Origin of the sequence: Mariniblastus fucicola, from assembly GCF_008087665.1 — a bacterium.
Lineage (GTDB): Bacteria > Planctomycetota > Planctomycetia > Pirellulales > Pirellulaceae > Mariniblastus > Mariniblastus fucicola.
Map to the genome: position 1 here is coordinate 6,358,505 of NZ_CP042912.1, position 14,482 is coordinate 6,372,986.

At 53.7% G+C, this 14,482-nt stretch carries 11 protein-coding genes; 10 read left to right on the forward strand and 1 reads right to left on the reverse strand.

The genetic code is table 11. The features are described 5' to 3' along the window. Positions 1-66: 66 nt before the first annotated feature. The 6 genes from MFFC18_RS23860 to MFFC18_RS23885 all read left to right on the forward strand — a co-directional run bounded on the left by MFFC18_RS23860 (position 67) and on the right by MFFC18_RS23885 (position 7,684). Positions 67-1,827 (forward strand): prenyltransferase/squalene oxidase repeat-containing protein, encoded by a 1,761-nt coding sequence (locus MFFC18_RS23860; RefSeq protein ID WP_075084210.1) that lies wholly within the window; start codon positions 67-69, stop codon positions 1,825-1,827. Between the two features lie 180 nt (positions 1,828-2,007). Beyond that, positions 2,008-2,823 carry a HisA/HisF-related TIM barrel protein gene (locus MFFC18_RS23865; RefSeq protein WP_157665116.1) on the forward strand — a complete coding sequence of 272 codons (816 nt, stop codon included), beginning with the start codon at positions 2,008-2,010 and terminating at the stop codon, positions 2,821-2,823. A 345-nt stretch (positions 2,824-3,168) separates the two neighbouring features. Further along, positions 3,169-3,756 carry an OmpH family outer membrane protein gene (locus MFFC18_RS23870; protein WP_075084213.1) on the forward strand — a complete coding sequence of 196 codons (588 nt, stop codon included), beginning with the start codon at positions 3,169-3,171 and terminating at the stop codon, positions 3,754-3,756. Between the two features lie 112 nt (positions 3,757-3,868). Further along, positions 3,869-5,158: a putative sugar nucleotidyl transferase gene (locus MFFC18_RS23875; RefSeq protein ID WP_075084248.1), complete on the forward strand. Its 1,290-nt coding sequence runs from the start codon at positions 3,869-3,871 to the stop codon at positions 5,156-5,158. 202 nt (positions 5,159-5,360) lie between these two features. After that, complete coding sequence (gene metF / locus MFFC18_RS23880) at positions 5,361-6,239, forward strand: methylenetetrahydrofolate reductase [NAD(P)H] (RefSeq protein ID WP_075084214.1); 879 nt, start codon at positions 5,361-5,363, stop codon at positions 6,237-6,239. Between the two features lie 8 nt (positions 6,240-6,247). Beyond that, a complete protein-coding gene (locus MFFC18_RS23885; RefSeq protein ID WP_075084215.1) occupies positions 6,248-7,684 on the forward strand; it encodes a tetratricopeptide repeat protein in 1,437 nt (478 codons plus the stop codon). 59 nt (positions 7,685-7,743) lie between these two features. On the opposite strand, the gene MFFC18_RS23890 is transcribed toward MFFC18_RS23885, so the two are convergent. Further along, positions 7,744-9,846 carry a hypothetical protein gene (locus MFFC18_RS23890; RefSeq protein WP_148619097.1) on the reverse strand — a complete coding sequence of 701 codons (2,103 nt, stop codon included), beginning with the start codon at positions 9,844-9,846 and terminating at the stop codon, positions 7,744-7,746. 423 nt (positions 9,847-10,269) lie between these two features. On the opposite strand from MFFC18_RS23890, the gene MFFC18_RS23895 reads away from it, so the two are divergent. From MFFC18_RS23895 to pstB, 4 genes are all read left to right on the forward strand, one after another. Then, the gene (locus MFFC18_RS23895; RefSeq protein ID WP_084417069.1) at positions 10,270-11,283 is read left to right on the forward strand and encodes a PstS family phosphate ABC transporter substrate-binding protein; all 1,014 of its coding nucleotides are present in this window, start codon (positions 10,270-10,272) and stop codon (positions 11,281-11,283) included. A gap of 126 nt (positions 11,284-11,409) precedes the next feature. Next, a complete protein-coding gene (gene pstC / locus MFFC18_RS23900; RefSeq protein WP_084417070.1) occupies positions 11,410-12,378 on the forward strand; it encodes a phosphate ABC transporter permease subunit PstC in 969 nt (322 codons plus the stop codon). Further along, a complete protein-coding gene (locus MFFC18_RS23905) occupies positions 12,378-13,577 on the forward strand; it encodes a PstA family ABC transporter permease (RefSeq protein WP_075084217.1) in 1,200 nt (399 codons plus the stop codon). The genes pstC and MFFC18_RS23905 overlap by 1 nt, the downstream gene beginning before the upstream one ends. A 49-nt stretch (positions 13,578-13,626) precedes the next feature. Beyond that, positions 13,627-14,475 carry a phosphate ABC transporter ATP-binding protein PstB gene (gene pstB, locus MFFC18_RS23910; RefSeq protein ID WP_075084251.1) on the forward strand — a complete coding sequence of 283 codons (849 nt, stop codon included), beginning with the start codon at positions 13,627-13,629 and terminating at the stop codon, positions 14,473-14,475. Positions 14,476-14,482 lie beyond the last annotated feature (7 nt).

Genomic DNA, 14,482 nt, shown 5'->3' on the forward strand with positions numbered 1-14,482 from the left:
TCCATGCTCAAGGAAACGTAGACATCTCAGGCATCGTTGCGGGACCAGGTTACTCCAGGAAATCTCATGAATCCTCCATCTGACTCCAGCTCTCCGGGCGCGGATTCGGATCCGGGATTCGACTTCGTCGCTCCACCGTCTGGAAAGAAGCCACAACCGACCGCAAAGTCCGGCTTGCCGACGCCCAAACCAACGCTCGGCACGGTTTCGCCAAAACAGGCTGCTCCTCAACCGAAAAAACGGCCTGCCAGAACTCCAGCTCGCGCTGCGACAGACGCTGCCCAAGAGGCTCGCAAATCCGCTACGCTTGCAATCGGTCCAATTGATACCGACCGGGAGATTTCTCGAACCGTCGGTGAGAAATTACATCAAAACCGATCACAGCTTTCCTCCGTCGTCACCAGCACGATCCTGCACACCGTTGTATTTTTGGTGCTGGCGTTGTGGGGTTTGCCTCGCGAACACGAGGCGCCAGAAATTGGGCTTAACGCCATCCTCGACATGAGCGAAGTCGAAGAATCGGTTGAGCCGTCGCCGATCAAGTTTGACATGCCCGATGTCGCCGAATCACCGATCGAGGATGCCGCGGAAGACACCAGCACCAATATCGAAGAGATGGCGTCCAGCGAAGTGCCGACGATCGTTGATTCGATCCCCAAAGTTGAAACGGTTGCCGACGCGATCGATCCGGCTCAGGTTGCGCCGTTGAAAACATTGCCGACTGGAGGAGGCCTGCAGGGGCGTGACGCAGAATCGCGAGCCAAACTCGCCGCCCAAAACGGTGGCAGCGCAGGCAGCGAAGCCGCGGTTGAACTGGGGCTCAAATGGATCGTCAACCATCAGCTAACCGACGGAAGCTGGCGTTTTCGGCACCATCGATCCGAGTGCGATGGGCGATGCGGCAATGAAGGTTCCATCGATTCACCCACGGCCGCCACTGGACTGGCTTTGATGTCGCTTTTGGGTGCTGGCTACACGCACCAGGCTGGTCCGTACCAGAGTCAGGTCAAAATGGGGCTGGATTACTTGAACCGCGAAATTCGCTATCTGCCCTACGGCGGTTCGCTCGGCGGAAGCGGCCCTCAGCCCATGTACGCTCACGCGATTGCCACGATCGCGTTGGCCGAGGCTTGGGCGATGACCGGCGACGTCGAATATCGCAAAGCGGTCACCGAAGCGTACCGTTACACCGTCGTCTCGCAGCATCGCCGCGGAGGCTGGCGATACACCCCGCAATCGCCTGGCGACATGTCGGTCACGGGCTGGCAAGTGATGGCCATCAAGGCCTGTCAGAGTGCTGGCGTCAAAGCGGACAAAGAGACGATGCTCAAGGCCAAAGAATTTGTGGACTCGCTGGCTTTTGCCGACGGCGTACAGTACGGCTATCGGATGATTGGCGACGGGGATCTGGAACCTTCCAACCCGAAACGCAAGCCATCCTGCACGGCGATCGGAAATTTGATGCAGATGTACTTTGGCAGAGAGCTTGAGCATCCGCATCTCAGAGGTGCCTGCCAGCTGTTGGCGGATGCTGGCAGTTCTGACACGGATATTTACTACAACTATTATGCCACTTTAGTACTACATCAGGCCCGAGCGCCGCAGTGGAAACGGTGGAACCAAACTGTCCGGGACCACCTGGAAAAGACTCAGCGGAAACACGGACACGAAGCCGGAAGCTGGTTTTTTCCGGACCTTCATGGCAACGTTGGTGGGCGACTCTACACCACGGCTATGGCCGTAATGACACTCGAAGTCTACTATCGCTTCATGCCGCTTTATCAGACGGATCGCGGCATCGAGGTTCAGGCAAAAAAAGCCAATTGAGCCGCTACAGGTTGGTCGACCCTCCTGCGTATTTTCCCACCGAGACTCCCCCACCAAGATCGATAGCATTTCTTCCGCCACGATTCTCCGGCGGTGCTTGCTGTGGCGTTTCATCACGACACCCGCGACAGACAATTCCTACCTATGACTATGTCGCACATCAATCTATTAGAGGAACCCATGAGACGTTATGTCAGCCCCGTGATTCCCGTCCTGGACCTGATGATTGGACAGGTAGTTTGGGCAAAAGGAGGGCATCGCGGCTGTTATGCTCCTGTGCACAGTCCGCTGACACACAGTGCCCGTCCGGTAGATGTTGCCAAAGCGATTTTCAATCAGACCGGTTGCGACTGCCTGTACCTGGCCAATATCGACAGCTTTGCCGGAGCGACGCCGATCTCTTCGGTTTATCAGGAACTTGTCGAGGCAGGTTTCTCGTTGTGGATCGACGCGGATTGGATGGGTTCGCTGCATTGCGACAAGCGCACGGACCAGATTTTGACTCTGGCCCAACAGCCCAACGTGCGGCTGATCTTTTCCAGCGAAACGATGTCTTCGCTGGATGAGTTTTCCATCATTTCCGGCTTGGCCCAAAGCGGCGTTGAACCGATCTTCAGCCTCGACATGCGGAAAGGCAAAGTGATCTCCAAGTCCGACCAGCTTTCGTCGGTGCAGCCCCTGGATCTGGTTGCAAAAGCCTGGCAGGCGGGTGTGAGAGACATAATTTTGCTGGATCTGGAGTCTGTTGGGACTTTCGATGGCGTTTCAACAGAGAGCGTGATTCGCGAAGTCCACGAACGTTTCCCGGAAGCGAAGCTTATTTCTGGCGGCGGCGTCCGTGAGCAGGCGGATGCTCAGCAACTGCTAACCGCGGGCTGTCAGCATGTTCTGGTGGCGTCGGCAATCTTTGACTGTCGGTTCACGCCTGACGACGTCGCGAATCTGACTCCGTTCCGACCGTGTGCGATGACGGCGTCGGCGATGAAAGCCAAATAGCTGAATTGTTGCATCGTCAGCTGACGCGTGCGATTTGACGTACGGTCCGGCCCCGCCGCAACGATTCTGATAGCACTCTCTTCGATAGCAATCCAATCTGCATTGCAGTAGTCGCAAGTAAACTTTACAAACCCGTTGCAAAATTTGCGTGGTTCAGCAGTTCGGAATCTTGCCTGTTCGCAAGCCTTCGAATTTGCATTCGGTAAAACCCGAGACGGCGTAAGTTTTCGGACAACGCCCATGAAGTTGGCACACTCCATGCGTTGTCACGATCCAGACCAAAACCACGCTGAACATGGAATGTTTGGCCACGATTCAAGATCATCCAGTCAGGGAGTAAGACAAGTGAAATCGCTCATTTCATCTATCGCGTTGGCAGTGCTTGCCGTTAGCTCATTCGCATCAGCCGCTGTCGCACAAGACGGTGGAATCGTCGCTGTGCTGGATGTTGCCAAAGTCTTTAAAGTGAATCAGAGTTTTGATTCCGAGATGAAGAAAATCAAACAGGACGCTGAAGATCTGAAAGCTCAAATTCAGCAAGAGCAGGAAGCCATCAAGGCTGAAGCCATGCAGATCAGCCAGTACGAAGCTGGTTCGCCAGATCGAAACAAAATGGAAGCCGCAGTCGAGCAAAAGCAGGCTTCTCTTCGCACACGGGCACGCCAGGCAGAAGCTGACTTGCTCAACCAGGAAGCTGGCATCTACTACAACACGTACATGAAAATGCAACAGGTTGTCGGGGACCTTGCCGCCAAGCACGGAATCTCGATGGTCGTCCGATTCGACGGTGGATCGGTTGATCCTGACAAACGTCCGGAAGTCATCAAGGCAGTGAATCGTACGGTTGTATTTCACCGTGACATCGATCTGACCAACATGGTGATCAACGGAATGGGGCCACGCATTGCGGAAACAGCAACGAACGTGAAGTAAACTCCGCGCAAGATACAAAGATGGGATTGGCCGGCGCAGTTTGTGTCGGCTTTTTTTGTAGAGTTCTGACACCGTGGGGCATGGGATGGATTCTCATCCGACGGAGACCACCATGAACATCATTCTTTTCGAAGACTCAGCCGCAAGGCAACTCGCGCCCATCTCGCTGACCCGTCCTGCGTGGGCGATCCGCTGCGCCAGCTTTCGGCTGGTCGACTGGATCGAACCGATGGCTTCAAGCATCCAGTCCGTCGTGCGACCGCACTTGCAGACGTTGCAGCTAAACGACTGGCCAGAGTTTGCGTCCAAGCCGCAACCCTCCAACCAACCAGTGCTGGTCGTCAATGCAAGGCTTGCACCAACGGTTGCAAACTCAAAGCAACTAAAGGCATTCGTGGCCGACAATTACAAGGCGGCTTCCGAGCAAATCATTCTGGTCCGCAGTGGCTGGGCACTGGCCGCGGCGCTGGTGCCTGGCAGAGTCGCTGGCTCGTTAAATGTCGCTGTTGAGACAGATCGCGTTTCCGAGCTGGAACAGTTGGCTAAAGACAATGCCTATCCGGTCGTAAACGCGGACGTTGCGCTCGAGGTGCTGAACTATCCGCACGACGTCATCGGCTTTCACATGAATGGATGTCGCGATGCAGTTGAACATCGGATCAAAAACGGGGACTACGTTGAAGTTCGCCCGGATGTCTTCGTCGCCAACTCGGAACAAAAAACGGACGTTCCACCAGACTCAGTATTTGACACCAGCGACGGACCGGTTGTTTTTGAAAGCAACATTCGAATCGGACCGTTTTGCTTCTTCCGCGGACCGGTCTACGTTGGCGCCAACGGAAAGATCAGCGAACACAGCTCGATCAAGGATTCCGTTGCGATTGCAAACAACTGCAAAATCGGTGGCGAAGCCGAAGGCTTGCAAATGGAGCCGTGGTCAAACAAACAACATTTTGGATTTCTTGGGCACAGCTACATCGGCAGCTGGATCAATCTGGGCGCTGGAACCTGCAACAGCGATTTGAAAAACACTTACGGCACCGTCAACATGGTCTACGGTGATCGCAAGGTTTCAACGGGCATGCAGTTCGTTGGCTGTGTGATGGGCGACTACTGCCGAACCGCGATCAACGCCAGCATCTACACTGGCAAGGTGATCGGCGTCGGCAGCTCCGTTTACGGTTTGACGCCACACAATGTGCCTAGCTTCGTAAACTGCGCCCAACACCTGAAACAGTACGGAGTTCTTCCTGCGGACGTCGTAGCGAAAACGCAAAAGCGAATGTTTGGTCGACGAAACATCACACAGCGCCCTTGCGATGTTCAACTTCTTCATGACGTATTCAACATGACGCAGAGCGAAAGAGATCCTTCCTGGTCAACGGATCCAATTCCGTTTTGAGGTCCAAACCTCTGACCAATTGATAAAGAGCCAATTCGATCCAGCCCTTCAGGTGGTACGAGCAGCGTTTTTAACCACTGTGAACGGCCTGTCGCATGAAACGACAGCTTGGGAGGCTCAACACGAGGGAAACACTTGAACTTTCTTTCCCCTGTGCGAAGATTGAGCCCTCCATGATCCTTACGGAACGCTTTAGAAACTGATGATCCCCAGCACCCTATATCAATCTGACAAACTGACTCTGTCCTTCGAACTCTTTCCTCCCAAAACGGAAAAGGGCGAAGCAAACCTGTATCGGCACGTCGAAACACTGATGGAGTATCAACCTGATTTCATCACGTGCACCTACGGCGCCGGTGGATCAACGCAAACCAAAACGCTTGACATTATCTGCAACGTCAAAGAACGATTCGACATTCCAGTCGCCTCGCACCTGACGCTCGTTGGCAGTACCGCGGACCAACTTCGTGAATACTTGGCGACTGCCAAAGCACGTGGCGTCGATCATATCGTGGCACTTCGTGGCGATCCGCCGGAAGGAAGCAACGAGTTCGAGCAAACCGATGGCGGCTATCGATACGCCAACGAACTGGTCGAACTGCTACATAGCGAGTTCAATGACTTTGGTGTTTTCGTCGCCGGGTATCCGGAAAAACACCGTGAAGCACCGAACATGGAAACGGACCTGGACAACCTGAAGCGGAAAGTCGATGCGGGCGCTGATGCGATCATCACTCAGCTGTTCTACTGCAACGACGACTTCTTCCGTTTCCGTGACGAATGTAGTTCGCGTGGAATCAACGTTCCTGTCGTGCCAGGCTTGCTACCCGTTACCGATCTGGGTCAGATTCAGCGAATCTCTTCTCTATGTGGTGCGAAACTGCCGAAGGATTTCGTTGACGCACTTGGCAACACTGACGACCAGTTCCAGGTCGGCATCGACCAGGCGGTTGCGCAAATCGAAGCACTCAAGTCGGGCGGTATTGAGGGACTGCATCTGTACGTTCTGAACAAATCCAAAGCCACCGTCGAAATCATGAAACGCATGGACGGATTGAACTGTCCCGCCCAAGCCCAATAAAGCACGCCATGAAACTGCTTCAAGTCACTGTCATCCTGTTCGTCGCCGCTGTCTCAAGTGGAATTTCCTGGGGCCAGATCGGTGATCAGGCTACTCAGGAACCGGCGCAAGCCAATCGTTTCGAGAATTCGGTCGACCAGAGCGCGCGTGCTCAACGAGCGCTGGAGAACATCGAAAAAGCGATTGCTGTTTTGATCCCCGGAGGAATCGAACCCGGTTCGCCGCGACAGAAAAATTTCGCTGCCGTCATCGAATCGTTCGCCAAAGGGCAGGCACGGGACGCGATGGACGCGCTTGAAAAAATGGCAACCGAAGATGCGAATCTTCCGCCGGCTGAAGTTGTGATGGCCGGATTGACGTTCGCCGTCGGAGACAACAAATCAGGCATGGTTCTTCTCGAAAGCGGTGCAATCAAGCATGCCGATTACCCCGGCGTGTACCTCAGTTTTGCACAGATCGCGATCAACGCGGGTCGGCTTACCGATGCATCGCTGCATGCCGACAAGACGGCGCGGCTGATCGAAACAGGCAACTTGTCACCAGAGCGCAAAAGTCACTTTTTGAAACAGTACTTCGAAATTGCGACCAGCATTCATCTGCGACGCAAGCAGGATGAGAAAGCCCAGGAGATGTTGGCTCAGTTGCAAAACGTTGCTCCCAATCTGCCGTTCTACCTTCGCAGCAAAGCCGAACTCGCATTTCGGGCCGGGCAAAACGATCAGGCGTTGCAGTTTCTTAAACAGTACGCGACCGCAACTGAGAGCAAGCGACTACCTGAGTTGACGCTGGTCGACTGGACAAAGAACTCCGGCAAGGATGAGGCCGCGAAAGAGCTTTTGCTCAACACGATTCAACAACATCCTTCTGACGCCACCGCTCACATGATGGCGGCTCAGATGCACATGGCCGGCGAAGATTTTCCGAACGCATTGATGTCGTTGAAAAAGTTTGAAGATCTCAACGGAGAAGAAACCCAGCAGTCCCTGGACATGAAGGGGCGCATCGCGTTCGCCGGACTGTCATATGAACTTGCTGCCGAGCATTTTCGAAAGCTGAGCCAATTGACGCCCAACGATCCCAGCAGTGCCAACATTCTGGCGTTGTGCCTGATCGAAAGCGACGATCCGGAACTGCAAAAACAGGCGATGCAAATCTCACAGCGCGTCGCCAGCCGGATGTCCGGCAACACACTGGCACTCGCCTCGCTGGCATACATTTATCTCAAGAATGGCGAGAAAGAAAAATCGCAACAGCTGATGCAACGAGTCGCCGTTTCCCGTCAGGCCACTCCGGAAGTTTCATATTTCCTTGCGAACTGGCTGGTTGAAAACGGTCAGGCTGAACAGGCTGCGAACATCCTACAGCAGGCTCTCGACTCGAAAGGACTGTTCCTCTATCGTTCCGCGTCCCGGAAAATGTTGAGCCGTCTAAACGCCGACGAGTAGAAACAGCTTTCCATTGCGAATGACGTCGAGGCTTTCGCGATCTTCAGAAAAGGTAAGATTTAGGCACTTGGTTGCTTCTTGGCCCGTTTTTTCGAAGTCCTTGGACGAGTTTCCAGAAGCGGGCCATTGACCTTGATGTGCAGAGGCTTGCTGGAGACCTCCTTGCCATTGATCGTTGCAATGGCTCGTAACGTGGTTGGACCACGCCCAAGTTCTTTGGCCTCGATATCGACGACTCCTCCCGAGTTCTCCACGGTCGCAATCACTTTTTCATGCTGACAAATTCGAATGCTGGTCGCACCGGTTGCCGCAAATGTCAACGTGATCGAATCGTCAACGCCGCAGGCAGGTCGCCCAGTCGTCAGCGTGCAGCTCTGATCGTTGTTGTTGACAATGATTGGAATAATCGAACGGCTGTTCGTTTGGATCTGATTGGCCGCCACGAAGACGATACGAATTTCGTGATAGCCGTCAGTCAACGGACGCGTGTCAAACTCCAGCGGCTTGAGCGACGGATCCCGTTTCCGCAGTCTGCCGTCGATATAGAGCTCCATTCCGGCAACCCGAACTGGCGAGTTCTCTTTGTTGAAGCTCAAGCGTTTCACATGAGATATGGTTTCCATCGGCGCGATGCCATCGACTTCAACTACGGGCGGCTTCGCAAACGGTTGGCAAAGTGCATCGCCAACAATCAACGTTTGAAACGGACCGTAGAGTGACTGATAGAAAGCTTCTGCGAGAGAACATCCGCGTGCGTAATGAACGTGAATCATCGGACTGGGAAACTTTTGCGTAATCGTATACGGCTCGGTAACCGTCCCGCTTGAACCGGCGGCTCCGTATCGCAAAAACTCGTTCAATGCTGTTTGATTGCCAACGTTTCCAAGCCGGCCACCGAAGCTGGTCAGGTTCTCGCAAATGGCGCCTGGCACGATACTGCTGCCGCACTCGCTCCAGTCGAAGCTGGGAGTTCCCGCCGTAAAACCGAGAACCGAAGGCCGGTTCTTGGGCATCTTTGTCTTGATAATTTCAGCTTGATGCCCCATTGCCTGCAGCTCATTGATCGCCTGTTGGAATTTGGCTTTTCTGGTTCGAGTACGAACATCCTTCGTGCTGGCGAAAAAAAACGTGCCCTTCGGATTCGTAAAATCGGCTGCGACCGAACGTTGTATCTGTCGGACGGCTTCTGCTTCTGAATTGCCGTCGTTGCGAGTCACCGCAAGGACTGTCGAAAGAAAATATCGCTCGCCCTGCCCTGCCGTTTGATTGAGCATTCCGTTGGGAGCCCATTGATAAAGCTGACGAAAGCCGCGGGACGCAATTTCAGTACGCCCGTCATTGGTCATGCGATTCACGATCCCGCGAAAGACCGTGTCGTTGACTTGCGAAAAATCCGGATCCGCGAGCGTACCCGTTTGATTGCTCCAGCCCATCGCAATGGCTCGTGTCATCCAACGCGTCGCTGCGGTTTCATCGCCCTGTTTTGCCGCAAACTTGGACAACCAATACAGTACTGCTGTTTGGCCCGGGTTGTTTTTCGCCATCGCGGAAAGCGAAGTGATTGCAGACTCGAACAACGGGTCCGACGGCTCTTTTGCGAATGCCGCCACCGCGCGTTCGAACTCCTTCTGCGCCGTTCCGATAAATGGCCCCTTGAGCATCAACGCCGTAGGAATGCGATAGTACTGATTCACCCGAAGGTCGAGCACGTCTGCTTTGTTGTGAAGACATTGACCGGCGAGGTAGGTCAGCGAAGAAATCGAAGCCTGAGGGTTGTAAAGTTTCTTCTGCACTTTCTGCCCACGAACTTTTGCTCTCGCGATGAACACATCCAGCAACTCTGGAATTCGAATCGTCGTTGGAAAGTCAGCTGAGTAGACGATGTAGTCAATGCTGCCGACCAGCTTTCGGTCTTCGATCGCACGGAGCACCGGTCGCAAAATTTTGGATTCGAAGATCGCGAAAGTGGTCGCTTCCTTGAAAGGGATGTCTTTCAAATAGACAACGTTGCGATCAGGAATTCCGCGCAGCGAGATGTAGTGGTTCGCGATCAATCTCGACGAATCAGATTCGTCGTTGACGACAACCAATACGTTCTCTGGCCCGCCGCCTGCAAATGCCGTCGCCGGAATCAACATCAGCAACAGGCTCGTAAGCAACACCAGCAACCGGCTTGAAAATCCGGAAAAACAGAAAGCAACCCGGAGACACCGAGTTTGGTTCAACGTATCAATCATGGAAACTTTGCGAGAGAATTCGGACGATTAGCGAACAAACACCACCTAAAAAGTTACCCGATCAGCGTCAAGATTTGCCAACCATTTGTACATGCTCCGACAAAGAGCTTTGATTCTGACGCAGGTTGAAAGGAACGGAAAAACCTTGACGATCAAAGGTAGAAAATGGCAACTAACGGGCGATATTTACTCCCAAGGCCCCAAATTCAGAATTTTAAGGTTTCTTAACTAATCCTTAATAATACTCAGGTACCCTCTCCGCGAACCGGGTGGCAGAAGTGCCAGAACCGGTCAAACGCCCAACCAATGAGTCGCCCCATTTTGCACAATTTTTCATCCGGGAATGCAATGAAAAGCGTATCTGTCTCGATTCCAGTTTTGATTTTGGCTTTGCTTCCTATGACAGGCCAAGCTCAAAATCTCTCAGGAAACATCAACATTCAGGGTTCGAGTACTGTTCAACCGATTTCGAACAAAGCCAAAGAACTGTTCAATGGCGTCCACCCCAAGGTCAACATTAGTGTTGGCGGGGAAGGCACCGGCAACGGCTTCAAGGCACTTGCCTCGGGCGAGTGTGACATCTCTGGCGCTTCGCGTCCGATCAAGAGCACAGAGCTTGCAAAAGTCAACGCTGCGGGAATCAAGTTCGTTGAAGTCCCTGTCGCCTACGATGGTTTGACGATCGTGGTCAATCCAAAGAACGACTTTATCAAGTCCCTGACTGTCGATCAGTTGAAGAAGATTTTCCGCGAAGACTTTGCTGCCAAGACCTGGAAGGACGTCGATCCTTCATGGCCTTCCGAGAAAATTTCACTCTACATCCCCGGTTCTGCTTCAGGAACGTTTGACTACTTCAAGGAAGTCATCGGCAAAAAAGATGGCAAGACGCTTCGCTCTGACGAACAGGTTCAGGACAGCGAAGACGACAAGATGCTTGTCACCGGCGTCAAAGGCGAGAAGTACGCGATGGGATTCTTTGGTTACTCCTACTACGACGCGAACCGTAACGGTCTGCGTGCGGTTCCGATCGTCAATCCAAAATCGGGAAAGGCTGTTACGCCATCGATTGAAACAATCAAGTCCGGAGAATACGCTCCGTTCAGCCGTCCGCTGTTCGTCTACGTGAACACCAAGTCCTACGAAAAACTGGAAGTCGAAGAATACGTTTTGTACATGTTTGATAATCTTCCAAAAATCGTTGAAGCTGCTGGTTATGTTCCACTGCCAGAAGCCGTTGTTGCTGCAGCCCAGGACAACGTCGACGCGAGCAACACAGGAACTCACTTCGTCGATGAAAAAGGCGAAAAGCGTTCAGGCGCTTTGGAATCCGTATTCGTTCCGGAAAACCGCGCTGGCCAGTAAGTAAACCAACCAGGATAGCCATCGATGCTTTTGTCTCGTTCCGAAACCCGGATTGAGAACGGATCGAAATTGACTCGATCTGGCGGCGATGGCTTTTTGCTCTGAAACACTCACTTGAAAATCCTAATGAGTTCTTCCGCGGCATCTGAAAATGGAGGGCCGGACTACGTCCGTCCTAACTTCCCGGTCAAGTCATCGGCTCGCAGTCATCGCAACCAGGCCATCATGGTTACGCTGTTGACTTGTTGTGCGCTGGTGACGCTCGGGACAACGATTGGCATCATTTACATGCTGATCAAGGAATCGATGGGTTTCTTTGCCAGCGAAGACATCGACCTGTGGACGTTCCTCACCGGCACTACCTGGTCCGTCGGGCGAACGCAGGGCAAGTTTGAGTACGGCGTTTGGCCATTGCTTTCTGGCACGCTTCGAATCACCGTGATCGCGATGGCTTTGGCGCTTCCGCTGGGGCTGGTAACTGCGATTTACCTTTCCGAGTACGCACCTAAAGGCGTTCGCGCGATTTTGAAACCGACATTGGAGATCCTTGCAGGTATCCCGACGGTCGTGCTGGGATTCTTCGCGGTCAAATTCATCACGCCAAATATCCTTTCTCATCTGGGCGATTTCAAAACGTTCAATGCGGCGGCTGCCGGGATCGCGGTCGGTATTCTCTGCATACCGCTGGTCGCGTCGCTGGCCGAAGACGCCCTTCGCGCGGTGCCTCGGACATTGCGTGAAGGCGCTTATGGGCTTGGCAGCACGAAACTTGAAACGACGCTCAAGGTGATCGTCCCCGCTGCACTTTCCGGGATCATTTCTGCCTTCCTATTGGCCGTTGCCAGAGCGATCGGAGAAACGATGGTGGTCGCCCTGGCTGCCGGATCATCGCCCACGTTTACGGCGGATCCTCGCGTGCCCTCACAAACCATGACGGGTTTCATTGTTCACACTTTCAAGAGTGAGTCCGTGGTTCCTGGAACGCCGGGCTACTATTCGATCTACGCCGTCGCGGCGCTGCTGTTCCTGATCACGTTCGGGATCACGCTGGTTGGCCAAATTGTTCGTGCGCGATATCGGGAGGTCTATAACTGATGTCGACGAACTTTTATTCAAGCCCAAAGAACGAGTCTGGCCGGAAACAGAAATCAAACCTGTTTGCTGTCGCCTGTTTGTTGATTTCCAGCTTGGCGGTCGTGATCCTGGTGACGCTGCTGGCGACGATTCTGATCAGCGGCAGCAGTTGGTTGAGCTGGGAGTTCCTCACTGGCGTTCACAAGGAAGACAACCCGGAAGGCAGCGGCATCGGCCAGGCGGTGACCGGATCTGCATTGATTTGCTTGCTGTGTGCTGCCGTCGCAATTCCGATCGGCATCGGGACCGCGATCTTCCTGGAGGAGTTCCAGCCTCGCAACAAGTTCCTTCGCTGGCTGCACGGTCTGGTTCAACTTAACATCAGCAACCTCGCCGGCGTGCCGTCAATCGTTTACGGAATCCTTGGCCTGACGACGTTTGTCTATCTGTTCAACCTGATGCCCAGCATTCAGGTCAACAAACCGATTCCCTGGGAGATCGGTGGCATTCACTTTTACCAAACCAAAACTCTCGGCCGGACGTTCGTAAAGTTCCCTGCTGGTGACCGGGAAGAAACAACGATCAAACTGACTCAGAATGAAATGTGCATCGATGGGGATGGCAATGAATTCGAGCTGAAGCTGGTCGACAAACGTTCCGATGCACCGAAAGACCCTGAACTGCGGAAAGGTTTCGCGCTTCGCGGACGCAGTGCTTCGAGGCTGACAGAGCGATCTCCGTGGTATTTCCATTTGCCGCTGGGCAGGAGTCTGCTTTCGGCGGCGCTGACGCTGGCGTTGGTGATTCTGCCGATCGTGATCATTTCGTCGCAGGAAGCCATCCGGGCGGTGCCTCGATCGATTCGCGAAGCCGCTTTTGGGATGGGTGCCACTCGCTGGCAAGTCGTCCGAAAGACCGTGCTTCCCGCGGCAACCCCGGGAATTATGACCGGAGCAATCCTCTCCATGAGCCGTGCTATCGGAGAAGCTGCACCGGTATTGGCGGTCATGGGCGGCGTGCTCGGAACCACCCGAGGAATCCAGTCTTTAATGGACCAAACACCCGTTTTGCCGGTTACCATTTACCAGTGGGCAGGAGACGAAAACGCGGGTTTCGAAAACGCGTCTTCGGCTGCGATCATCGTTTTGCTGGTCGTCCTGCTAATCATGAATTCCGTCGCGATTCTGATTCGTAATCGCTACGAAAAGAAGCTTGCTTGATACTCCATTTGCTCCTTTTGAATTGACTCAGATGAAAGACGAAACCGACATGGAAAACGTCTCCGCAACAAAAAAAGTAGCTGCCAAGCCCGTGCTTGCCCGCACCACCACTCGGCAGGTTTCGTCGAACGCGAGCAAGGATCAAGTGGCGGAAATTTGCCTGAAGGATTTCAACGCACACTATGGCGAGTTCCATGCGATCAAGAACATCAACCTCGACATTATGGCTCGCCAGGTAACGGCGTTCATCGGCCCCAGCGGTTGTGGCAAAAGTACGCTGTTGAAATGGATCAATCGCATGAACGATATCGTCCCCTCGGCGTGGGCTGAAGGTTCGATTCGGATGGGTGATCTGGAAGTCCTGAGCAAACAGACCGATGTCGTTTCGCTTCGTCGCCGCGTCGGCATGGTGTTCCAGAAACCGAATCCGTTCCCAAAGTCAATTTTCGACAACGTGGCCTTCGGTCCCAAGTTGCACTTCAAGATCGGCAAGCAGGACCTCGCAGCGTTGGTCGAGTGGTCGTTGCGAAAGGCTGCTGTTTGGGACGAAGTCAAGGATCGCTTGCACCAGTCAGCACTCGGACTCTCCGGCGGTCAGCAGCAGCGACTTTGCATCGCTCGTGCGATCGCGACCGGCCCAGAAGTTTTGCTGATGGACGAACCGTGCAGTGCTCTTGATCCGGCATCGACGGCGAGAGTTGAAGATCTGGTTTATGAATTGCGGGAACAGTACACCATCGTGATGGTTACTCACAACATGCAACAGGCGTCTCGCTGTAGCGACCGAACGGCTTTCTTTTTTGAAGGCGAAATCGTTGAAGAAGGTGAAACCGAACAACTGTTCACTCGCCCGAAGCATCAGAAAACAGAAGACTACGTAAGCGGTAAATTTGGGTAACCAATGG

Coding starts and splice junctions, on each gene's coding strand:
- MFFC18_RS23865 (WP_157665116.1), top strand. CDS start 2,008: ATGAGACGTTATGTCAGCCCCGTGATTCCCGTCCTGGACCTGATGATT.
- metF (WP_075084214.1), top strand. CDS start 5,361: ATGATCCCCAGCACCCTATATCAATCTGACAAACTGACTCTGTCCTTC.
- MFFC18_RS23895 (WP_084417069.1), top strand. CDS start 10,270: ATGAAAAGCGTATCTGTCTCGATTCCAGTTTTGATTTTGGCTTTGCTT.
- MFFC18_RS23885 (WP_075084215.1), top strand. CDS start 6,248: ATGAAACTGCTTCAAGTCACTGTCATCCTGTTCGTCGCCGCTGTCTCA.
- MFFC18_RS23905 (WP_075084217.1), top strand. CDS start 12,378: ATGTCGACGAACTTTTATTCAAGCCCAAAGAACGAGTCTGGCCGGAAA.
- MFFC18_RS23860 (WP_075084210.1), top strand. CDS start 67: ATGAATCCTCCATCTGACTCCAGCTCTCCGGGCGCGGATTCGGATCCG.
- MFFC18_RS23875 (WP_075084248.1), top strand. CDS start 3,869: ATGAACATCATTCTTTTCGAAGACTCAGCCGCAAGGCAACTCGCGCCC.
- pstC (WP_084417070.1), top strand. CDS start 11,410: ATGAGTTCTTCCGCGGCATCTGAAAATGGAGGGCCGGACTACGTCCGT.
- pstB (WP_075084251.1), top strand. CDS start 13,627: ATGGAAAACGTCTCCGCAACAAAAAAAGTAGCTGCCAAGCCCGTGCTT.